Here is a 21,227-nt window from a genome sequence, read left to right as displayed (position 1 = left end):
GATGACCGCCTTCTTGTGCTTCGTGGTAGCCCACTTGGAATGGCCGCTCATCGATCACCTACCTCACTGTCGCAAAAAAAATCGGCGCGCCGAGTCTACGCGTCAGTCCTGCCCGCGCGCCGAGGGCTGGTCGGGCGGGAAAAACCCGGGCACCCAGCGCTCGATCAGCGCCGCGTAGTCGACGCGCGCGTCGAGCTGCACCGCAACCCCCAGCAGGCCGCCCAGCGTGCGCAGCAACATCACGTAACCCGCCGGCAGCGTCATCTGCCGCGCCATCTTGAAGCGGTCGGCGAAGCCTTCCGCCATGGGATCGGTGGTGACCAGCGCCGACTTCTGGAACCACTTGCGGGTGAAGTGGAACTCCCCCGAGCGCAGCGGGTCGATGTAGGGCCACAGCGGCTGCATATACTCCACCAGCTGTTCGGCACTCAGTTCGTAGTCGGCGGGCATGAAGCCGAGCTTCTTGAGCAGCCGGATCGCCTCGTCCCACTGCTCGTCTCGCGCCCAGCACAGCAGTTCGGCGAACTCCGGCGGAATACCGCCGGGGTGTTGCGCCACCGCGCCGAAGTCGATGACACCCAGGCGTCCGTCGGGAAGCAGGATGAAGTTGCCCGGGTGCGGGTCGGCATGCACCAGCCCGACCCGCGCCGGTGAGCTCAAGGTGAACTCCAGCAGCAGCGCACAGGCCGAGTCGCGTTCCTGTTGGGTGCCGCCGCTGATGACCGCCGACAACCGCCGGCCCTCGACCCACTCGGAAACGATGACCTTCGGCGCGCTGGCGATGACCGCCGGGACGAAGAATTTCGGGTCGCCGGCGTAGGCCTTGGCGAAGGCACGCTGGTTGTCGGCCTCCTGCCGGTATTCCAGCTCCGATTCCAGGGTGTCATTGATCTCCGAGACCACCCGGTCCACGTCGGCCCCGGGTACCACCTGCTTGGCGACCCAGTTGAATCGCTGAATCAGTTTGAGGTCGGCGCGCAGCGCCTCGTCCGCACCGGGATATTGGATCTTGACGGCGACGTCGCGCCCGTCCTTCCAGACCGCCCGATGCACCTGCCCGATGCTCGCCGAGGCGGCGGGGGTGTCGTCGAAGGACGCGAAGCGCTCCCGCCACTTGGTGCCGAGCTGGGCGTCGAGCACCCGGTGCACCTTGGCCGCCGGAAGCGGTGGGGCTTCGCTCTGCAACTTGACCAGCGCCTCGCGAAAGGGTTCGGCGAACTGCGGAGGAATCGCGGCCTCCATCACCGACAGCGCCTGGCCGACTTTCATCGCGCCGCCCTTGAGCTCGCCGAGCACCTTGAACATCTCGTCGGCGGCCTTTTCCAGAAGCTCGGCGTTGACCTCGTCCTTGGACTTGCCGGTCATCCGCTTGCCCACGCCCAAGGCGGCCCGGCCCGCTACCCCGGCCGGGAGGCTCGCCAGTTTCACTGCGCGGCGAAATCCGCCCCGCGCCAGATCTGCCATGACCCCATCATGCCTGGCCGGTGCCGGAGACGGTATGCCCGGGCACCCCCGGGGTGCCCGCGGCGGGCCGCAAACCCCTCATGCCGCTCCGGTGACGATGTCGACGAAAAGGCCGTGAACGCGGCGGTCGCCGGTCACCTCCGGGTGAAACGACGTGGCCAGCACGCTGCCCTGCCGCACCGCGACCGGATGCCCGGCGGCCTGGGCGAGCACCTGCACGCCCTCACCGACGCGCTCCACCCAGGGCGCCCGGATGAACACCGCGTGCACCGGCTGCGCCAGGCCGTCGAAGTCCAGGTCACCTTCGAAAGAGTTCACCTGCCTGCCGAAAGCGTTGCGCCGCACCGCCATATCGATACCCGAGAGCGGAATGGCGGCGCGGCCCGGCACGCCGGCGTCGATGATCTCGCTGGCCAGCAGGATCATGCCCGCGCAGGACCCATAAGCCGGCATCCCCTCGGCCAACCGAGCCCGCAGGGGCTCCACCAGCTCCAGCTCCCGCAACAGGTGGCTGATCGTGGTCGACTCGCCGCCGGGAATCAGCAGTGCGTCCACCGCGTCCAGCTCCGGGCGGCGGCGTACCGGCACCGGGTCGGCGCCGACAGCGCGCAGCGCCGCGAGGTGTTCCCGGACGTCGCCCTGCAGTGCGAGCACGCCGATCTGCGGGCCGCTCACCGTTCGGTCGAGGCAGATCCGGACGGGAGCCGGGTCAGCCCCTCCTGCATGACCGCTGCCACCAGGTCGCCGGACCGGTTATAGATCTTGCCCTGGGTCAGCGCCCGGCCGGCGCACGCCGACGGCGACGACTGGTCGTAGAGCAGCCATTCGTCGGCGCGGAAGGGCCGCATGAACCACATCGCGTGGTCCAGGGACGCCACCTGCAGTTGATCGCGCACGTCGGGGTGAATCGACCAGGAGGCGCCCAGCAGCGTCAGATCACTCATGTAGGCCAGCGCACAGATATGCAGCACCGGGTCGTCGGGCAGCGGATCGCGGTGACGGAACCAGACCTGCTGCTCGGCGGCCCTGCCGGCAATTCCCGGCAACTGTTCCGGCGGCACCCGGCGCAGATCCCATTCGGCGAACGCTTTGAAGCCTTCGTCGTCGAAGGCCTTCATCGCGCCGATGTCGGGCAGATCCTTCGGGTCGGGAGCGTGCGGCATCAGATCCTGATGTTCGATGCCCCGCTGCCCGCGCTGAAACGACGCCGACATGTTGAAGATGGTGTTGCCGTGCTGGATGGCGTCGACCCGCCGCGTGCAGAACGAACCACCGTCGCGCACCCGCTGGACCAGAAAAACCGTGGGCGCCTTGGCGTCTCCCGGCCGCAGGAAGTAGCCGTGCAGCGAGTGGACGCCGAAGCTCGGATCCACGGTGCGCACCGCCGAGACCAGGGCCTGCCCGGCGACGTGCCCGCCGAACGTGCGCTGATTGTCGTCGGAATGCGGACTGAACACACTTCCGCGGTAGATGTCGACCTCGAGCTGCTCGAGATCGAGGATCTCTTCGATTGCCACGAGGTGGTTCCCAGCCGCGTTCGGCGAGCCGGTGCGGCGCAGCGATGTCCTCCACGTTGATGCCGACCATCGCCTCACCCAGGCCGCGCGACACCCTGGCCAGCACGTCCGGGTCGTCGTAGAAGGTGGTCGCCTTGACGATGGCCGCCGCGCGCGCCGCCGGGTCCCCGGACTTGAAGATCCCCGAACCCACGAACACGCCTTCGGCGCCGAGCTGCATCATCATGGCCGCATCGGCGGGAGTGGCGATCCCGCCGGCGGTGAACAGCGTCACCGGCAGCTTTCCAGCCCGTGCCACCTCAGCGACCAGCTCATAGGGCGCCTGCAGTTCCTTTGCGGCAACGAACAATTCGTCTTCGGACAGCGACGAGAGCCGACGGATCTCGCCGCCGATGGCTCGCATGTGGGTGGTGGCGTTGGAGACGTCGCCGGTGCCGGCCTCCCCCTTGGAGCGGATCATGGCAGCGCCCTCGGTGATCCGGCGCAGCGCCTCACCCAGGTTGGTCGCACCGCACACGAAGGGCACCGTGAAGCGCCACTTGTCGATGTGGTGGGTGTAGTCCGCGGGGGTCAGCACCTCGGACTCGTCGATGTAGTCCACCCCGAGGCTCTGCAGGATCTGCGCCTCGACGAAGTGCCCGATCCGTACTTTGGCCATCACCGGGATGGTGACTGCGGCGATGATGCCCTCGATCATGTCCGGGTCGCTCATCCGCGAAACCCCACCCTGGGCCCGGATGTCGGCCGGCACCCGCTCCAGGGCCATCACCGCGACCGCACCGGCGGCCTCCGCGATGCGTGCCTGGTCAGGCGTGACGACATCCATGATGACGCCGCCCTTGAGCATCTCGGCCATGCCGCGCTTTACCCGCGCAGTACCCGTTTGTCCGTCGGGTGCCGAACCGTTCTGCGCCGCGCTGTCCACTGAATACTTCTCCTTGCTGGCCACTGATACCCGCTCAGTGTAGTGGGCTGACGCCAGCCGTTTTCCCGCCGATAACCGCCGCGGTGCCGATACCGGCCCCGCCGGTCACATCGTCAAAACCATCCGGTAGCGCGCCTGCCCCTGCTCCATGGCGGCATAGGCCTGCGCAGCCTGGGCCAACGGCCGCTGTTCGATGCGGGCGCGAACCCCGGAAAGCACCGCGAAACGCATGGTCTCCTCGATGTCTCGGGCAGTTCCCGACGGGTGACCGGTGACACTGATCCCCGGGGTGATCAGCTGAACGGGGGCGATGGGCAGCGGCTCGGCGGTGACGCCGATGATGACCAGTTCGCCCCGCGGCGCCAGCCCCCCGAGGGTTTCAGCCATCGCGCGCGAATTGGCCGCGGTGGCCAGGACCACCGCGACTCCGCCCAGCGCGGCCATCGCCTCGGCGACGTCGCCTGCCGTGGAGTCGATGTAGTGGTGTGCGCCGAGGGCATAGGCGTCGGCGGCCTTGGCGGCACCGCGAGCGATCGCGATCGTCTCGAAACCCATGGCCCGGGCGAACTGCACGCCCAGATGCCCCAGACCGCCCAGGCCGAGCACCGCGACACGGTCCCCGGGCAGCGCCGCGGTCGAGCGCAGCGCATGGTAGGTGGTGACACCGGCGCAGCCCATGGGGGCGGCCTCGACGAAGGACAACTCGTCGCGGATCCGGGCCAGTGCGCTCACCGGAACGGTGACCGATTCGGCGTAGCCGCCCGGGTAATGCCAGCTGGGCACCTGACCGTTGACACAGTGGATGAAATCACCCTTGCGGCAAGGGATGCAGTGACCACAGTTGCCGCCGAACCAACCGACCGCGACCCGGTCACCGACCTGCCAGTCCGTCACGCCCGCACCCAGCTCGGCGATGGTGCCGGCGATCTCGTGCCCGAGCGTCACCGGCCAGGCCATCCCGGGGAAGCCACCGTTGACAAACCCATGATCGGTGCCGCAGACACCACAGGCGGCAACAGCGATGCGAACGTGGCCGGGGCCTGGCGGTTCGGTCTCGACATCGACGAGCGTCAGCGGGGCACCGACTGCCGCCACGTGAACAGCGCGATGTGTCGGCATGCAGGCCTCCCGAGGTTGCAGAGCTGAGTCGCCCGAGGCCTGCTCAGCTTAAGCCGCGCCGGTCAGGAAATCCGGCGAAGACCGGCATCGGCACCGACGTCGCCGTCGGCCAGGCGCGCCACTTCGGCCAGGCGTTCGCCCAGTTCCAGCGGGTAGACGGTCTCACCCCCGGCGGCCAGCGCCTTGATCTGCGCGGCATCGCACCATCGGTGACCGCGCAGGTAGCGGTGTTCCAGCCCGGTGCGGCCCGCTCCGGACGGTTCGAATCGCGTCGTGCGGTAGGCGAAGAAGAACTCCTGGCTGTCCAGGCGCTCGCCGTTGAACTCGAACACGGCGTCACGGCGCCAGATCGGCCCCACCAGCTGTCCCGGCTCGACCCGCAGACCGGTCTCCTCGCCCAGTTCGCGCGCTGCCGCGTCGGCAAGCTGCTCGTCGGGCCGGACCTGGCCGCCGATGGTGAACCACCAGCGCGGCGCGGGGTTCGCCGGGTCCTCGGCCAGGGCGGGATCCTGGCCGCACAGCAGCAGCACCGATCCGGCTTCGTCGAGCAGCACCACCCGCGCCGAGACGCGGGGCCGCAGCACTCCCCGACCGCCGTGGGCAACCATGCCCGCCCGCTCGACGATCTCGAAATAGGTTGGCATCGGCGCGGTTCCACCCAGGTGCAGGGCCCGAACCAAGGGACGCTCACGCAACGCCACGGTGTCGCGGACCGCGTCGTTATGGAACCGGCGGGCCAACAGCACCCGGGCTTCGGCGTCGGCCAACTCGGCCACCATCACATGGGGCAACGACTCCGCATCGACCATCGCCAGCTCGGCCGACAGTGCGTTCTCGGCGGCCTCCCGCGCAGCGCGCGGTGCCCGTTCGGCGACATCGGCCAACGCGGCCAGCCGCCGGCCGGCCACATCATCGCCGTAGGCGTCGATCGCGATCGCCCGGGCCACCACCGCCCGGCGTGCCAGCGCTCCGTCCAGTGCCTGCCAGGACAGATCGCACCGCACGTGCAGCCGGTTGAGCCGGTTGGCGGTCTGGTAGGCCCAGGCCACCGCGGCGGCCAGGACCGCCACCCCGATCAGCACCAGTACGGTCGCGACGATGGTCAACGGCATCAGTCGCCCACCGTGACCTTGCTGCCCACCCCGGCGACCGTCTCGTAGACCCGGATGATCTGGTCGGCCACCACCGGCCAGTCGAATCGGCGCACCGCCTCTGCGCCGGCGGCCACATAGGAGGCCCGCAGCGCGTCGTCGTCGAGAAGCTCGATCAGGGCGGCAGCCAGCGCTTCGGGGTCGTCGACCGGCACCAGCCGGCCCGCCTGCCCGTCGTTGAGCACCCTGCGGAAGGCGTCCAGGTCGCTGGCGACCACCGCGGTGCCGGCGGACATCGCCTCGGCCAGCACGATGCCGAAGCTCTCGCCGCCGGTGTTGGGTGCGCAGTACACGTCGGCACTGCGCAGCGCCGACGCCTTCTCGGCGTCGTCGACCTGCCCCAAGAACCGCAGATGTGTGGCCAACTTGCCTGCGGCACGGCATAGTTCGTCTTCATCGCCGCGCCCGACTATCAGCAGCTCAACGTCGCGGTGCGTCTCCGCCAGGGCAGGCAGCGCTCCCAGCAGCACCGCCATACCCTTACGGGGTTCGTCGTAGCGGCCCAAGAACAGCACCGTGCGCCCCGCGCGCGGATAGCCCGGCAGTGGCTGTGCCGCCGCGAAGGCCGCCACATCCACCCCGTTGGGGATTTCCACCGCGTCCGAACCCAGGGCCTCCATCTGCCAGCGCCGGGCCAGGTCGGACACCGCGATCCGGCCGATGATCTTCTCGTGCATCGGACGCAGCAGGCCCTGCACCACGCTGAGCGTCAGTGACTTGGTCGTCGAGGTGTGAAACGTCGCCACGATCGGCCCCTCGGCCACGTTCAGCGCCAGCATCGACAGGCTGGGGGCGTTCGGCTCGTGCAGGTGCAGGACATCGAAATCACCGCTGGCCAGCCACTTCTTGACCTTTCGGTGCGCAGCCGGACTGAACTGCAGCCGGGCGACCGAGCCGTTGTAGGGAATGGCGACCGACTTACCGCCCGAGACCACGTAATCGGGCAGGGCGACATCCGGGGAGGCGGGCGCCAGCACGCTGACGTCATGTCCGCGAGCCCGCAGCACCTCCGAAAGCTGCAGCACATGAGCCTGCACCCCGCCCGGCACATCAAACGAGTAGGGGCAGACCATGCCGATCCGCATCAGGTCTCCCCCAAGCGGGCCCGGCGCGATTCGGGCAGGTCGGCGAGCCATTGCGGCTGCATCATGTGCCAGTCCTGCGGGTAAGCCGCGATGCCCTCGGCGAATTTGTCGGCCAGCGCCTGGGTGATCACGCCCACGTCCGCGCTGCCGCAGTCCAGCGGGGCGCCGATCTCGATGCCCCATCCCGCACCGTCGAACCAGCAGTGCGCCGGTAACAGCGCCGCGCCGGTCGCCAGGGCCAGTTTGGCCGAGCCGGCCGGCATCCGGGTGGTTTCGCCGAAGAACTCGACCGGTACCCCGCTGCGCGTCAGGTCGCGGTCTGCCATCAGACACACCAGACCATTGCTCGACAGTCGTTCGGCGAGGATCTCGAACGGCGGCCGGGCTCCCCCGGACAGTGGTATCACCTCGAACCCCAGGCTCTCCCGAAAAGCCAGGAACCGGCGGTAGAGCGATTCGGGTTTGAGGCGTTCGGCAACGGTGGTGAAGCCGCCGTAAGTCTGGGCCAGCCATACCCCGCCCATGTCCCAGTTGCCGCTGTGCGGCAACGCCAGCACCGCCCCGCGGCCGGCCGCCAGCGCCGCGGTGATGTGCTCACGCCCCCGCACCAATGCGTCCAGCTGCGCCGCCACCGCCGCGTGGTCCATGGTGGGCAGGCGGAACGCCTCTCGCCAGTACCGGGCGTAGGACGCCAGCGAGGCCCGCATCAGCTCCGCCGGCACCTCCGACGGATCCACACCGGTGATGCGAGCCAGGTTCTTACGCAGCTGTTCTGGCCCCCCGCGGCGCGCCGCGTACAAGGCGCCGGCATCGAAAGCGTTGCGTGCGACGAATTCCGGCAGCGCGCGTACCAGCATCCAGCCCGCGGCGAACCCGGCGTCGGTGGCCCAGGCGTCCAACTGACTGAGCCCGGGAACTCGCAGCCCGCTCGGGATGAGGGTCACGATCCGGAGGTCTCCTCACCGTCGGACACCCGACGCAGCGGCTCCACGGCGCCCGGTGAGGTGCGCACGGTGTGCAGCCGCTGAGCGCAGGTGACCAGGCTGGCTACGGCCAGCAGCCACATCGCCACGGGCAACGCCCACGGCAGCGGGAATACCGGCAGACCGGACAGGCCGGCTCCGACCAGCACGATGATCAGCCGTTCGGGGCGTTCGATGTAGCCGCCGTCGCCCCGCAGTCCGCTGGCCTCCGCCCGGGCCTTGATGTAGGAGATCACCTGCGATGTGACCAGGCAGATCAGGGTCGCCACCACCAGCGGGGGGTTGCCCAGTCCGAACGCCGCCCACCAGGCCAGCCCGCAGAACACCGCGCCGTCGCTGATGCGGTCGCAGGTGGCGTCCAAGACCGCGCCGAACGCGCTGCCGCCCCCGCCTTCCCGGGCCATCGCCCCGTCGACCATGTCGAAGTGCACGAAGAACCAGACCACCAGGGTCCCGGCGAACAGCTGGCCGGTGGGAAACAGCGTCAGCGCCGCGATCACCGCGCCGGCCGTGCCCACCATGGTGACGATGTCGGCGGTGAGCCCGGCCCGCAGCAGGAATCGCGCCACCGGCGTGGTGATCCCGGCGAACGTAGCCCGCGACAGGAACGGCAGTCTGCTCATTGCTGTTTGACCCACTCATCGGCGAGCAGCCGGCGGGTGTCGCGCAACAACTGCGGAATCACCTTGGAACCGCCCACAATCGTGATGAAGTTCGCGTCGCCGCCCCAGCGCGGCACCACGTGCACATGCAGGTGCTCGGCCAGCGAACCGCCGGCCGACTCGCCGAGATTGAGCCCCACGTTGAACCCATGCGGGTGGGACACGGCCTTGATGACCCGGATCGACTTCTGGATGAACGCCAGCAATTCGGCGCCTTCCTCGTCGGTGAGGTCTTCGAACTCCGAGAACCGCCGGTAGGGCACCACCATCAGATGCCCGGGGTTGTACGGGTAGAGGTTGAGCACCGCGTAGACGTGCTTGCCGCGCGCCACTACCAGACCGTCCTCGTCGGACATCGTCGGGATATCGGTGAACGGTTGAGTGGACCGCGCGGATGCCCCGGACTCCGCGCGCTTGAGCGGCGCCTCAGCCAGATAGGTCATCCGATAGGGCGTCCACAGTCGCTCAAGCCGGTCGGGTTCACCGACGCCGGTGTCGATCAGCTCCGCCGCCGCCTCCGCGTCCCGGTCTCCGCTCATGGCGTCTCGCTCGCCGTCAGGCGTGCCCGAAGCGTCTCCGCAGTCGGCGCGGTGTTCTCGCGTGCCGCGATCCAGCCGGCGATGGCCGCCACCGCCTCATCGCGCGGCACCCCGTTGATCTGGGTGCGATCCGCGAAGCGGAAGCTCACCGCTTCGGCCTCGACGTCCCGGTCGCCGGCCAGCAGCATGAACGGGACCTTCTGGTTGGTGTGGTTGACGATCTTCTTGGGCATCCGATCGTCGCTGGCGTCCACCTCGACCCGCACGCCGTGCCGGCGCAGCTGACCGGCCAGGTCGTCCAGGTAGGGCACGTGTTGGTCGGCAACCGGAATGCCGACCGCCTGGATGGGCGCCAGCCAGGCCGGGAAGGCACCGGCGTAGTGCTCGGTGAGCACCCCGAAGAACCGTTCGATGGAACCGAACAAGGCCCGGTGGATCAGCACGGGCCGCTGGCGGGTTCCGTCGGAGGCGGGGTACTCCAGTTCGAAACGGTCGGGCATGTTGAAGTCGAGCTGGATGGTCGACATCTGCCAGCTGCGCCCGAGGGCGTCCTTGACCTGCACCGAGATCTTCGGCCCGTAGAACGCCGCGCCGCCCGGGTCCGGTACCAGTGTCAGCCCGGAGGCCTCGGCGACCTCCCGCAGCGTGTCGGTGGCCTCCTCCCAGACCTCGTCGGAGCCCACGTACTTGTCCGGGTCCTTCGTGGACAGCTCCAGGAAGTAGTCGTCCAGCCCGTAGTCGGCCAGCAGGTCGAGTACGAAGCGCAGCAACGAGGCCAGCTCGTCGCGCATGCTCTCCCGGGTGCAGTAGATGTGTGCGTCGTCCTGGGTCATCCCGCGCACCCGGGTGAGCCCGTGCACCACACCGGATCGTTCGTAACGGTAGACACTGCCGAACTCGAAGAGCCGCAACGGCAGTTCGCGGTACGAGCGCCCGCGCGACCGGAAGATCAGGTGGTGCATCGGACAGTTCATCGGCTTGAGGTAGTAGTCCTGGCCGGGTTTGCGCAGGGTGCCGTCTTCGGCGAACTCCGCGTCGATGTGCATGGCCGGGTACATGCCCTCGCGGTACCACTCCAGGTGCCCGGACGTCTCGTAGAGCTCGGACTTGGTGATGTGCGGGGTGTTGACGAACTGATAGCCCGCCTCGATGTGCTTACGCCGCGAGTACTCCTCGAGCTCGCGCCGGATGATTCCGCCTTTGGGGTGGAAAACCGGTAGGCCCGAGCCGATCTCGTCGGGGAAGCTGAACAGGTCCAGTTCGACCCCGAGCTTGCGGTGATCACGCCGCAGTGCCTCTTCGATCAACTCCAGATGGCTGTCCAGCGCCTCCTGCGACTCCCATGCGGTGCCGTACACCCGTTGCAGGCTGGCGTTCTTCTGATCGCCGCGCCAGTAGGCCGCCGATGAGCGGGTGAGTTTGAAGGCGGGGATGAACCGCGTGGTCGGAATGTGCGGCCCTCGGCACAGATCGCCCCAAACCCGTTCCCGGGTGCGGGGGTTGAGGTTGTCGTAGGCGGTGAGCTCGTCGCCGCCGACCTCCATGATGTCCGGATCGTCGGCCTTGCCGAAGTCGGCGGAGACCAGCTCCAGTTTGTAGGGCTCGCCGGCCAGCTCGGCGCAGGCGGCGTCCTTGGACTCATACACCCGCCGGGAGAAGAGCTGCCCCTCCTTGATGATGGCGCGCATCCGCTTCTCCAGCTTGGCCAGATCCTCGGGAGTGAACGGCTCCGGCACGTCGAAGTCGTAGTAGAAGCCGTCGGTGATCGGCGGCCCGATACCGAGTTTGGCCGCCGGGAACAGATCCTGGACCGCCTGGGCCAGCACGTGGGCGCAGGAATGCCGGATCACGCTGCGGCCGTCGTCGGTGTCTGCGGCGACCGGGGTGACCTCGGCGTCGGCGGCCGGCGTCCAGCTCAGGTCGCGCAGCCGCCCGTCGGCGTCGCGCACCACCACGACGGCGTCCGGTGCGCCCCGTTCGGGCAGGCCCGCCGCGCGCACCGCTGCGGCTGCGGTGGTCCCGGCGGGAACCCGGATCGGGACGGGCTGTGCGGGCGCGCTCATGACGTGGTCTCCAAGGGGGTGCTAGGGGCTAGAAACGTCCGCGACCATGCTATCGGGGGGCTGCGGGCGAACCGTTCGCGAGTGCACCGCCGTCATGGTTGACCGGGTTTGAGCACCACGAACAACGCCTCGCCGTCGGCGAGCACGGTGTCACCGTCGCAGAGTGTGGTTTCGACGAAGATCTTGCGGCCCTCGGTCCTGCTCACCCACGCCCGGACCTGCAACTCTTTCTCGATTGGGACGATCTTGCGGTAGTTGACGTGTAGGTAGGCGGTGCGCTGGTAGTCCCCGCCGGTCAGCATCCAGGACGCGGTACCCAACACCGAGTCGAACAACAGCCCGATAGCCCCGCCGTGCGCCGCACCGTTGCGGCCCAGGTGGAATCGCCGGAAGCGGGCCCAGCCGCTCAGCCGCCGCTCGCCGTCCCGCTTCAGCTGCATCGGCACCGCCAGCACATTGCCGCGCATGGGCAGATCCAGCCGGCGACCGGACGGCGACGACCACTCGTCGGTGTCGAAGGGGGCCAGCAGCTCACACACGCTCTGCAGGGCGTCGGCAGCCCGGCTGATCACCTCGGCGGGAGCGTCGGCGGCACGGGCATGGTCCTGCAAGGCGCGCACATTGTCCAAGAAGCGGCCGTAATCCGGCCCGCCCTTCTGGGTGGGTTCGGGCGGATTGAAGCCGCCGCCGGCGTGTGTGGCTGTCATCCCCCTATTTAACGTTCCGGCCAATGCCGGGCGAACGGCGCGCCCGCGGTGGCAAGGTGGGGCCGTGAAACTGAGCACGCTGCGTGAGCTGCCGCTCACCTACCCCGAGGTGGGCGGCACCGCCGGAACACTGCCCGCCGGTTATCACTATCTGGATCTGAGCGCCCCGATCGGGACGGGCAGGCAACGCTTCGAGGAGGCCGGCGACGCGGTGCTGCGCTGGGGGATGCTCCGCGGCGCCGGGGTCGGGGTACGGGTGAAGGCTGACCGCGAGGTCGCCGAGGTGGACGCCGTGGTGTTGGTTCGCCTGGGACTGATGACCGCACCGTGCCGGGTCGTCTATGTGGTGTCCGAGCCCGACCGGCGCGGCTTCGCCTACGGCACCCTGGCGGGGCATCCCGAATCTGGCGAGGAGTTGTTCGCGGTGCGCTACGACGCCGCCGACGACACGGTGTACGCCCAGATTCGGGCGTTCTCCCGGCCGGCCACCTGGTGGACCAAGGCAGCCGGACCTATCGGGCCCTTTCTGCAGCGCACCATCGCCACCCGTTATCTGCGAGCGGTGTAACGGGTCAGCCCCAGCGCGCCAGCAGCCGTTGCGCCCCGCTGCACAGATCGTCGATCACCACCGCCGCCGAGCGGCTGTCGGTGAGCATGCCGACGCTCTGACCGGCGTCCACCGGGGCGAGTCGCTGATCACCGTCGGCGATCGCGGCTGACAGTTCCGATCTCGCATCTCGATCGGCGGCCAGCGCATCCTCATGACCGGCCCAGCGGCCGGTGAAGTCGTTGCGCAACACCCGCGACGGGAACCACGCCGGCCAATCCAGACGCTGCCCGACGTCGAAGACCCGGGTGGAGATCGTGTCGGTGCCGGTGGCTGCGATCAGCGCGCGGCGGGCACCCTCGCCGGTCAGCGCCTCGGGGCATGCCGACAACACGGTTCCCAGCCAGGCTCCGGCGGCGCCCGCGGCCAGCACGGCGGCCAGGCTGCGCGGCCCGGCGATCCCACCGGCGGCCAGCACCGGAACCTCGACGACGTCCAGAACGGCGTCCAGCAGGGGCAGCGTGGCGAGCCGGATCGCGCCGTGGCCGCCGCCCTCGGCGCCGCGCGCCACCAGCACGTCCACCCCGGCGTCCCGGGCGCGGCGAGCGGTTTCGGCGTCGTAGACCTGGGTGGCAGCCGCGATCCCAGCCTCGTGGGCCCGCCGCACCCAGGACAGGTCGACGCCGAAGCTGACCGACAGCAACGTCGGGTCGGCTGCCAGTGCCGCCTCCAGCAATTCGGGTTGGTCGCGGATCACCCAATCCACCAGGCCTATTCCGAACCGGGGCACCGTGCCCAGCGCGGCCAGTTCGGTCGCCAGCGACGCCGCGGTGGCGGTGCTGCCCATGCCGATCATCCCCAGCCCGCCCGCGGCGGTGACGGCCGCGGCCAGCCGTCCGCCGGCCACCCCACCCATGGGGGCATTGAGGATCGGCACCCGTAGTCCGGCCCCCTGCGACCAAGAGGTGCGCAGCGGCACGCTCAGTGCGATGCGCTCTTGGCGACGGTCAGCAGCACCACGGAATCTTCGAGCGACTCCAACGCGTGCCGGGCGCGGGGCAGGGTCACCAATTCACCGGCCGCACCTTCCCAGGTGTCTGAGCCGGCGGTCAGCCGCACCCGGCCCCTCAGCACCTGCAAGGTCGATTCCCCGGGACTGTCGTGTTCGGCCAGCGATTGGCCGGCCTGCAAGGCGACCAGAGTCTGGCGAAGGTGGTGCACCGAACCGCCGTAGACGGTGTGGGCGGCTCGGCCGCTGTGGTGCTGGGACGCCTCGGCGAGCTTCTCGTCGGCCAACGCGTTCAGCGATGTCGATTCCATCGGTACTCCTTCGGCTCGGTGTGCGGGATCAGAGCGTGGACCGACAGCGTCGCCACGGCGACGGCGTAGGCCACGGCGGTCACGCCGGGGGCCCGAAACCTCAGCGGCGCCTCCAGGAACGAAATCGCGATCACCATCCCCAGCCAGAGGAAGGTGGCGGCGGTCGCAACGGAGGCGCCGGCGCTCACCCGGTGGACCCTGCGGTGCGCCTCACGCCCGGGGCGGAGCGGGCGACCGGCGTTCCGTTGCCGGCCGCCGGCTTCAGATGCGCCACGCACAGGTCGGGCTCGTAGAAGGGGTCGAGACGATCGACGGTCAGCGGCGATCCCCAGGCTTCCAGCACGCCCTGCATCAATCCCTGATGAATCGGGCAGACCACGTCGGCCGAAGTTTCGGCGAGTTCCAGGAACGGGCAGTGCCGCAGCCCGAACTGCTCTTCGCCGGTGGTATCGGGATCGAGGGTCTCGGGCTCGAATCCCAGTTCATCGAGTATTTCCAGCAGCTGGCCGGTGGACTCGTCGGGGTCGACGGGGCCGTCCGGGGGTTGCAGGGGGCGCAGGCGCTGCCCCCAGGCCCGGCCCGCGGCCAGCGCCTTGGCGCTGGGATCGGAGTCGGCGGCCAAGCCCATGGTGAGGATTTCGGCGAGCAGCCGGAACCGGCGGGTGCCGCCACGGTCCATCTGCCGGATGGCGCGGAACATCAGCGCCGGCCGGCCCCGGCCCTTGTGATCGGTTGCGGTGTGCTCGACCCGGCCTTCCTCGACCAAGGTGTCCAAGTGGAACCGCACCGTATTGGGGTGCACGCCCAGTTCGTCGGCGATCTGCGCGATGCTCAGCGGTTCGTCCGCGGCCTGTACCAGCCGAAGAACGTCGAGGCGACGTCCTCCCGATGGCGCAGGCGACTTGGCGATGTCGCTCACTCCCCCTGGGGAGGGTAGCCGGCCACCAGCGGAGTGTCGATGCCGAGCGGGCCGATCTTGGCGGCGCCGCCGGGGGATCCGAGGGCCTCGTCGCGCCCCGGCAGGGCCTCGGCGAAGAAGGCCGCGTTGTCGGCCTGGTGCGGCTGGAGCTCGTCGGGGAGGTCATCTTCGTAGTAGATGGCCTCGACCGGGCACACCGGCTCGCAGGCTCCGCAGTCCACACACTCGTCCGGGTGGATGTAAAGGGCTCGCCCGCCTTCGTAGATGCAGTCAACCGGGCACTCCTCCACGCAGGCCCGATCCATCACGTCAACGCACGGCTTCCCGATCACATATGCCATGGGCACAGAGTTTACACAAGGGATTTTGTAGAAACGAGAAAGGCGAACCTAAACGCCCACGGCCGGTTTGGGCGCCCCGCGCACCCCCGCGCTGGACGGCATTCCCGGCCTGACCGGGCCCGGGAACGGTTGGGCTCGTTGCGAATTCACCGACGCACCGCGCCGGTGGCGGCCGGCCGCGTCAAGCCAGCCCTGACGGCGGCGGCCCCGGGCGGTCGAGTAGAAACAAATGATGACTGACGCCCCCCGCTACCGTGCCTCTTCCGACTTCCCCAGCCTTCGGTTCGAGCCGGGTGACAACGGCGTGCTGGAGCTGGTGCTCGATGCCCCGGGGCTCAACTCGGTGGGCCCACAGATGCACCGCGACCTCGCCGACGTGTGGCCGGTGCTCGACCGCGACGACGAGGTGCGGGCGGTACTGGTCCGCGGCGAGGGCAAGGCGTTCTCCGCCGGCGGCAGCTTCGATCTGATCGAGAAGATCGTCGGCGATCATGCCGGGCGGATGCAGGTGCTGCGGGAGGCCCGCGATCTGGTGCTCAACATGGTCAACTTCTCCAAGCCGGTGATCTCGGCCATCAACGGCCCGGCCGTGGGGGCGGGCCTGGTGGTGGCACTGCTGTCGGACATCTCGGTGGCCGGGCGCACCGCCCTGTTGATCGACGGCCACACCAAGCTCGGGGTGGCCGCGGGCGACCACGCGGCGATCTGCTGGCCGCTGCTGGTGGGGATGGCCAAGGCCAAGTACTACCTGTTGACCTGCGAGACACTGCACGGCGAGGAGGCCGAGCGCATCGGGCTGGTTTCCACTTGCGTCGACGACGACCAGGTCCTGGCCACCGCCAGCCGCATCGCCGACGACCTGGCGCACGGCGCCCAGGACGCGATCCGGTTCACCAAGCACAGCCTGAACTACTGGTACCGGCAGTTCGCGCCGGCCTTCGAGACCGCCCTGGGCCTGGAGTTCCTCGGCTTCTCCGGTCCCGACGTGCATGAGGGCCTGGCCGCCATCCGGGAAAAGCGCAAGCCGCAGTTCGGCTGACCTAACCGGGCACAGCCGCATGGACGGAGTGCGCGGCAATGGCCCGCTCCCTGGCCCAGCGGTAGTCGGCCTTGCCCGACGGCGAACGCCGAATCTGGGCGCAGAACACCACGGCTTTGGGCAGTTTGTACCGCGCGATGTGGTCGGCTGCCGCGGCGATGATGTCGTCGGCTCCGGCGTCGGCACCTTCGGACAGCTGCACCACGGCGACGACTTCGTTGCCCCACCGCTGGCTGGGCCGGCCCACCACCACGACGTCGTAGACGGCGGGATGGTGCGCGATCGCGGCTTCGACCTCCTCGGCGAAGATCTTCTCGCCGCCGGAGTTGATCGTCACCGAGTCGCGGCCCAGCAGGTCGATGCCACCGTCGGCGTCCCAGCGTGCCCGGTCACCGGGGACCGAATGCCGGATTCCCTCGATGAGGGGGAACGTGCGCGCCGATTTCTCCGGGTCGCCGAGGTATCCCAGCGGCACATAACCCTGCTGCGCCAGCCAGCCGATCTCGTCGTCGCCGGGCCGCAGGATGCGGGTCATGTCCTCGCTGACCACCACGGCGCCCGGGTTCGGGGTGAAGCGTCCGGTGGAGCTCTGGGCACGGCTGGTGGTCTGCCCCATCGCGGCGCCGGTCTCCGAGGAACCCCCGGCGTCGAGGATCGACAGGTGCGGCAGCAGGCCCAGGATCCGTTGCTTGAGCGGCGCGGTGAACGCCGCCCCGCCGCTGGCCAGCACCATCAGCCCCGACAGGGCGTCGGCCAGTTGGGGGCCGCCGGCCTCGAGCGCGTCGGCGAGCGGGCGGGCGAACGCATCGCCGACGATCGACAGCGAAATGACCCGTTCCCTGGCCGCCAGTTCCCACGTCACCACCGGGTCGAACCGATCGGTGGCCGCCGACATCACGAACGGCCGCCCGCCCAGCAGCGTGATGAACGCGGCCCACTGGGCGGCACCGTGCATCAGCGGCGCCACCGTCATCGAGCCGGCGGCACCGGCGACCTGAGTGCGGGCGACGATCTCCTCCAGCGTGGCGGGTACGGCGCCGCTACCGAAGGCGCGGCCGCCCATCGCGTTGATGAAGATGTCGTGCTGGCGCCACAGCACGCCCTTGGGCAGGCCCGTGGTGCCCCCGGTGTAGAGCAGGTACAGGTCGTCCGGGGACAGCGCCAGGTCCAGCGGCTCCGCGGAGGTGGCGGCCAGCAGTTCTTCGTAGCGCACCGCACCGGGCAGCGGCGCGTTGCCGGAGTCGTCGTCGACGTGGATCAGCGGTATTGCGGGCAATCGGTCGCCGGCCCGCTGCAGCGCCTCGGCCAGCGTGGGCGCGTAGCGGGCGTGGTAGATGATCGCCTCGGTGGCTGCATCGGTCAGCAGATAGACCAGTTCGTCGGCGACGTAGCGGTAGTTGACGTTGAACGGCGCGACGCGGGCGTGGTAGGCGCCGAGCATGCCCTCCAGATACTCGTTGCCGTTGGCCAGATACAGCGCCAGGTGGCTCTGGCCGGATTCGTGGGGGGCCAGGTTGCATCGCTCCCGCCGCGCGCCCAGGCCCCGCTCGTGCAGGGCCCGCCCCAGCCGGCGGGCCCGGTCCTCGACCTGGCGGTAGCTCAACCGCCGGTCACCGAAGACGATGCAGTCCCGGTCCGGGATGGCCTCGGCGACCGCCGAGAACACCTGGGCGAGGTTGAATTCCACTGCCGCTCCTCGAGCCGATCACCAGTGCCTGGGCAGGCGCCCGACTTACGCTACAAGGTGAAGCGGCGCAGCGCCGACGGCGCCGACGGGCTTTCCCGAGCGCCGTGAGGCATGCTTGGCCGCATGTCGGTGGATATCCTGCTCTACTCGATCCCGCCGGTGCTGGTCTATCTGCTCGTCGGCGGGGTGATCGGCATCGAGAGCCTGGGTGTGCCGCTGCCGGGGGAACTCATGCTGGTGGGCGCCGCGCTGTTGTCGTCGCGGCACGAGCTGGGAGTCGACCCGGTGGGGGTCGCCGCTGCGGCCATCGTCGGGGCTGTCATCGGCGACTCGATCGGCTATTCGATCGGCCGTCGCTTCGGTATGCCGCTGTTCGACCGGCTGGGCCGGCGATTCCCGAACCACTTCGGCCCGGGCCACATCGCGTTCGCGGAGCGGTCGTTCGGCCGGTGGGGCAGCCTCGCGGTGTTCTTCGGCCGCTTCATGGCACTGCTGCGCATCCTGGCCGGCCCCCTGGCCGGGGCGCTGAGAATGCCCTACCGGCATTTCCTGGTCGCCAACGTTGCCGGGGCCATCTGCTGGGCCGGTGGTACCACCGCCCTGGTGTACTACGCCGGCGTAGCGGCCGAACATTGGCTTTCCCGATTCTCCTGGGTAGCGCTGCTGGTCGCGGTGCTCGCCGGCCTCATCGGCACCCTCGCGCTGCGGGGACGCATCGGCGCTCACATCGCCGAGCTGGAGGCAACCCATCGGCCCGAGGCGGACGCGGTCCCGGAGTAGTCAGGCAATTGGGGGCGAATAAGGGTTGTCCCCACACCATGGCCGGAGCATGGTGGAAGGGAGCGGTGGCGCCGCTGGGGCGTCGCCCCGATCGCTCGGAGGCCCCCATGTTCGCGCGCGCAACCACCATTCACGCCCATCCGTCATTTCTCGATGAGGGGATCACCCATGTCCGCACCGTGGTGATGCCGGCCTTGGCCGCAATGGACGGCTGCGCGGGTATGTCGATGCTTGTCGACCGCGACGCCGGCCGGTGCATCGTCACGTCGTCATGGCTGGATGAGGACACCCTGCGGGCGAGCGAGGCCGACGCGGCGCAGATGCGCGACCGCGCCACCGAGATCTTCCATGCCACCGCCGAGATCAGCCGCTGGGAGATCGCTGCGGTGCGCCGTGATCACCGGTCTCAGCGCTATGCCGGGGTGCGGGTCACCTGGCTGCGGACCGACCCGGCCGGGTGCGATCGAATGGTCGACACCTACAAGCTGGCGCTGACACCCGACCTGGAGAATCTCGACGGCTTCTGCAGCACCACACTGATGATCGACCGGCATTCGGGCCGCGCGGTCTCGACCGTGAGCTTCGACGACCGCGCCGCGTTGATCGCCAGTCGCAGCAGTGAGCAGGCCATCTGGGCCCGAGCCGTCAACGAGGCCGGCGCCGAAGTGCTCGAAGTCGCCGAATTCGACTTGGCGATCGCCCACCTGAACGTGCCGGAGATGGCGTAGTCGCCCCGGAGTGCTCAGCGGGCCGGGCGGGCACTGAAGTTGCCGTGAAAACCCTGCGGAATGTGGTGGGTGAGTGCGGCGCGGGCCACCGGGCCACCGGCGAGATCGCGTGCGTCGAAGACCACCAGGCGTGAGGTGTGCTGCGCGGCCTGGTATTCGACGGTCAGCAGCCACCCGTCGTCCTCGGCGGTGGCGTGCGACCTGGGCGTGAAGACCGGCTCACAGAAGCTGTTCCCCTCCCCCTCGGCGGTGTACGTGGTCTCGCTGTGGTCGACCAGGTCCAACTTGGTGATCGAGTCGTAGAACGAACTGAGCCGACGCCGGCTGCTGATGTAGGCGTACCGGTGCGGCATGCCCTCATAGCCCGGGTGGTGGCGCGGAAACTCGCAGGCGGCGTCGCTCAGCGCCTCGCGGGTAAGGCGCCCGGACGCGGTGATCCGGAACCGGGAAAACTCCGAGGGCGCGTCCTTGAGGCTGCTCGTCTGGAACCGCGCAATACGTTCCAGCAGGCGGCCGTCGGGGTAGGTGATCGCATCGACGACCACGTCGGAACCGTCGTCGTAGGCGTTACTGAGATGGAACTGGAGCACGGCTTCGCACTCCACCCGCCGCACGGCGCCGCCATCGCGAGGGATCAGCACAAACACGCTGCCGCGTTCGGGCCGATAGTGCAGGGCGTCACCGAGGGTCGCGCGGCCCAGGGCGATCGGCATCGCGTCGGGGATGATCGGCGACACCAGGAACACCAGGTAGCGCTCGGTGAGCGCGAAATCGTGCACCATCGCCACATACGGCAGCCGCACCGAGCGGAAGTGGCTCAGGCGACCGCGCACATCGGTGCGATAGATGCGCAGGTGCGGTCGCGGGATGAACTCGACGCCGAAGTTGAACATCTCACCGCTGCGCGGGCACAGACTCGGGTGCGCCGAGTAGGAACCCATCCAGCGCAGTCGGCCCCCGAACCGGCGCACCCCGCGGGTCTGCAGCGTCACGGGGTCGATTTCGTGCGGCGGACCGCCCTCCCACAGCGCGTAGAGGTGCCCGGCGTGTTCCACGATGTTGGTGTTGGCCAGATTCGGCGGGATTCGGCCGGCGTTGGCCCACCAGCCGCCGGCCGCCGGGGTGCCCAAGTGTCGCGTTCCGGTCTTGCCGCGGTAGTGGCGGGTGCGGACGTAGCGGTTGCGGTAGTGCACGCTGCCGGCGCCGATGGTGAAGGCCGAGACCATGCCGTCGCCGTCGAAGAGGTGGTGCAATGGCCGCCCGGTGTGGTCCTCCCACCGTCCGGGGCCGTTGCGATAGAGCGTCCCGGCCAAATCCGCCGGCAGCGATCCGTCGATCTGGGTCACCGGATAGTCGTATTCGGCCTGTTGCGGCTCGCTCACGCCGAAGCTGCGCCAGTCGGCTTCGGTGAGGCCGGCCAGCCGTGCCGTCGCGCGGCGATGTTCGCCGGGGGACAACGACGCCAGGTACTTCTGCATGGCCGGCCACGAGGTGTTGTCGGTGTTGGGTGTGGGGGTCAGCGTCACGAGTACTCCTCACGCGATCGGCGGACCTCGTCACCCAGCCGAGGATCATCGACACCCTAGCCGGAAGCCGTCCCGCGATGGGTGTGGCCACGCCGCAGCGCCGGCGACACCCTGTCTCTTATACA

At 69.3% G+C, this 21,227-nt stretch carries 22 protein-coding genes and 1 pseudogene; 4 read left to right on the top strand and 19 right to left on the bottom strand.

The features are described from left to right. Nucleotides 1–102: 102 nt before the first annotated feature. From LI92_RS12925 to LI92_RS12865, 12 genes and pseudogenes are all read right to left on the bottom strand, one after another. Nucleotides 103–1,464: an ABC1 kinase family protein gene (locus LI92_RS12925; RefSeq protein ID WP_046319449.1), complete on the bottom strand. Its 1,362-nt coding sequence runs from the start codon at nt 1,462–1,464 to the stop codon at nt 103–105. A gap of 78 nt (nt 1,465–1,542) precedes the next feature. Next, the gene (pdxT, locus tag LI92_RS12920) at nt 1,543–2,139 is read right to left on the bottom strand and encodes a pyridoxal 5'-phosphate synthase glutaminase subunit PdxT (RefSeq protein ID WP_046319447.1); all 597 of its coding nucleotides are present in this window, start codon (nt 2,137–2,139) and stop codon (nt 1,543–1,545) included. After that, nucleotides 2,136–2,981: an acyl-CoA thioesterase II gene (gene tesB, locus LI92_RS12915; RefSeq protein WP_046319445.1), complete on the bottom strand. Its 846-nt coding sequence runs from the start codon at nt 2,979–2,981 to the stop codon at nt 2,136–2,138. The genes pdxT and tesB overlap by 4 nt, the downstream gene beginning before the upstream one ends. A gap of 10 nt (nt 2,982–2,991) precedes the next feature. Then, nucleotides 2,992–3,837, bottom strand: a pseudogene (gene pdxS, locus LI92_RS22360) (pyridoxal 5'-phosphate synthase lyase subunit PdxS); the annotation flags it as partial. A 174-nt stretch (nt 3,838–4,011) separates the two neighbouring features. Continuing rightward, complete coding sequence (locus tag LI92_RS12900; RefSeq protein WP_046319439.1) at nt 4,012–5,025, bottom strand: alcohol dehydrogenase catalytic domain-containing protein; 1,014 nt, start codon at nt 5,023–5,025, stop codon at nt 4,012–4,014. A gap of 62 nt (nt 5,026–5,087) precedes the next feature. Further along, a complete protein-coding gene (locus tag LI92_RS12895; RefSeq protein WP_046319437.1) occupies nt 5,088–6,137 on the bottom strand; it encodes an NUDIX hydrolase in 1,050 nt (349 codons plus the stop codon). Continuing rightward, nucleotides 6,137–7,261: a glycosyltransferase family 4 protein gene (locus tag LI92_RS12890; protein ID WP_046319435.1), complete on the bottom strand. Its 1,125-nt coding sequence runs from the start codon at nt 7,259–7,261 to the stop codon at nt 6,137–6,139. The genes LI92_RS12895 and LI92_RS12890 overlap by 1 nt, the downstream gene beginning before the upstream one ends. Then, nucleotides 7,261–8,184, bottom strand: a complete 924-nt coding sequence (locus tag LI92_RS12885; RefSeq protein ID WP_502691447.1) for a phosphatidylinositol mannoside acyltransferase — start codon at nt 8,182–8,184, stop codon at nt 7,261–7,263. Before LI92_RS12885 ends, LI92_RS12890 begins: the two co-directional genes overlap by 1 nt. 17 nt (nt 8,185–8,201) lie before the next feature. After that, nucleotides 8,202–8,867, bottom strand: a complete 666-nt coding sequence (gene pgsA, locus LI92_RS12880; protein WP_046319430.1) for a phosphatidylinositol phosphate synthase — start codon at nt 8,865–8,867, stop codon at nt 8,202–8,204. Further along, nucleotides 8,864–9,445 (bottom strand): ATP adenylyltransferase, encoded by a 582-nt coding sequence (locus LI92_RS12875; RefSeq protein ID WP_046319428.1) that lies wholly within the window; start codon nt 9,443–9,445, stop codon nt 8,864–8,866. Before LI92_RS12875 ends, pgsA begins: the two co-directional genes overlap by 4 nt. Then, nucleotides 9,442–11,508, bottom strand: coding sequence for a threonine--tRNA ligase (gene thrS, locus LI92_RS12870; RefSeq protein ID WP_046319427.1), 2,067 nt, complete (start codon nt 11,506–11,508; stop codon nt 9,442–9,444). Before thrS ends, LI92_RS12875 begins: the two co-directional genes overlap by 4 nt. Nucleotides 11,509–11,600: 92 nt before the next feature. Next, complete coding sequence (locus LI92_RS12865; RefSeq protein WP_046319425.1) at nt 11,601–12,215, bottom strand: PaaI family thioesterase; 615 nt, start codon at nt 12,213–12,215, stop codon at nt 11,601–11,603. Between the two features lie 64 nt (nt 12,216–12,279). Here LI92_RS12865 and LI92_RS12860 point away from each other — a divergent pair, with 64 nt between their 5' ends. Then, entirely contained in the window at nt 12,280–12,783 is a 504-nt protein-coding gene (locus LI92_RS12860; protein WP_046319424.1) for a DUF1990 domain-containing protein, read from the top strand. A 4-nt stretch (nt 12,784–12,787) separates the two neighbouring features. Here the strand turns inward: LI92_RS12860 and LI92_RS12855 are convergent, their stop codons facing one another. From LI92_RS12855 to fdxA, 5 genes are read right to left on the bottom strand one after another with little or no spacing between them, the layout of a single operon-like run. Further along, nucleotides 12,788–13,741 carry an NAD(P)H-dependent flavin oxidoreductase gene (locus LI92_RS12855; protein ID WP_152665455.1) on the bottom strand — a complete coding sequence of 318 codons (954 nt, stop codon included), beginning with the start codon at nt 13,739–13,741 and terminating at the stop codon, nt 12,788–12,790. Between the two features lie 2 nt (nt 13,742–13,743). After that, nucleotides 13,744–14,082: a cupin domain-containing protein gene (locus tag LI92_RS12850; RefSeq protein WP_046319456.1), complete on the bottom strand. Its 339-nt coding sequence runs from the start codon at nt 14,080–14,082 to the stop codon at nt 13,744–13,746. Continuing rightward, nucleotides 14,064–14,270 (bottom strand): hypothetical protein, encoded by a 207-nt coding sequence (locus LI92_RS12845; protein WP_052740784.1) that lies wholly within the window; start codon nt 14,268–14,270, stop codon nt 14,064–14,066. The genes LI92_RS12850 and LI92_RS12845 overlap by 19 nt, the downstream gene beginning before the upstream one ends. Beyond that, entirely contained in the window at nt 14,267–15,001 is a 735-nt protein-coding gene (locus LI92_RS12840; RefSeq protein ID WP_046319420.1) for a helix-turn-helix transcriptional regulator, read from the bottom strand. Before LI92_RS12840 ends, LI92_RS12845 begins: the two co-directional genes overlap by 4 nt. Further along, the gene (gene fdxA, locus LI92_RS12835; protein ID WP_046319418.1) at nt 14,998–15,342 is read right to left on the bottom strand and encodes a ferredoxin; all 345 of its coding nucleotides are present in this window, start codon (nt 15,340–15,342) and stop codon (nt 14,998–15,000) included. The genes LI92_RS12840 and fdxA overlap by 4 nt, the downstream gene beginning before the upstream one ends. Before the next feature lie 232 nt (nt 15,343–15,574). On the opposite strand from fdxA, the gene LI92_RS12830 reads away from it, so the two are divergent. Beyond that, nucleotides 15,575–16,381 (top strand): enoyl-CoA hydratase/isomerase family protein, encoded by an 807-nt coding sequence (locus tag LI92_RS12830; RefSeq protein WP_046319454.1) that lies wholly within the window; start codon nt 15,575–15,577, stop codon nt 16,379–16,381. A gap of 1 nt (nt 16,382) precedes the next feature. Here LI92_RS12830 and LI92_RS12825 read toward each other — a convergent pair whose 3' ends face one another. Beyond that, entirely contained in the window at nt 16,383–18,068 is a 1,686-nt protein-coding gene (locus tag LI92_RS12825; protein WP_046319417.1) for an acyl-CoA synthetase, read from the bottom strand. Between the two features lie 123 nt (nt 18,069–18,191). On the opposite strand from LI92_RS12825, the gene LI92_RS12820 reads away from it, so the two are divergent. Together LI92_RS12820 and LI92_RS12815 are read left to right on the top strand one after the other, a co-directional pair. Further along, nucleotides 18,192–18,848 (top strand): DedA family protein, encoded by a 657-nt coding sequence (locus tag LI92_RS12820; protein WP_046319452.1) that lies wholly within the window; start codon nt 18,192–18,194, stop codon nt 18,846–18,848. Nucleotides 18,849–18,955: 107 nt separating this feature from the next. Further along, complete coding sequence (locus LI92_RS12815) at nt 18,956–19,576, top strand: hypothetical protein (protein ID WP_046319416.1); 621 nt, start codon at nt 18,956–18,958, stop codon at nt 19,574–19,576. A gap of 14 nt (nt 19,577–19,590) precedes the next feature. Here the strand turns inward: LI92_RS12815 and LI92_RS12810 are convergent, their stop codons facing one another. Continuing rightward, on the bottom strand, nt 19,591–21,102 hold the full coding sequence (locus LI92_RS12810) for a carotenoid oxygenase family protein (RefSeq protein WP_046319413.1): 1,512 nt from the start codon (nt 21,100–21,102) through the stop codon (nt 19,591–19,593). Nucleotides 21,103–21,227: the final 125 nt, after the last annotated feature.

Source organism: Mycobacterium sp. UM_Kg1 (assembly GCF_000972925.1).
GTDB lineage: Bacteria > Actinomycetota > Actinomycetes > Mycobacteriales > Mycobacteriaceae > Mycobacterium > Mycobacterium hiberniae.
The sequence above is the reverse complement of the archived record's forward strand: the minus strand, read 5'-3'. Positions and strand labels throughout refer to the sequence as shown.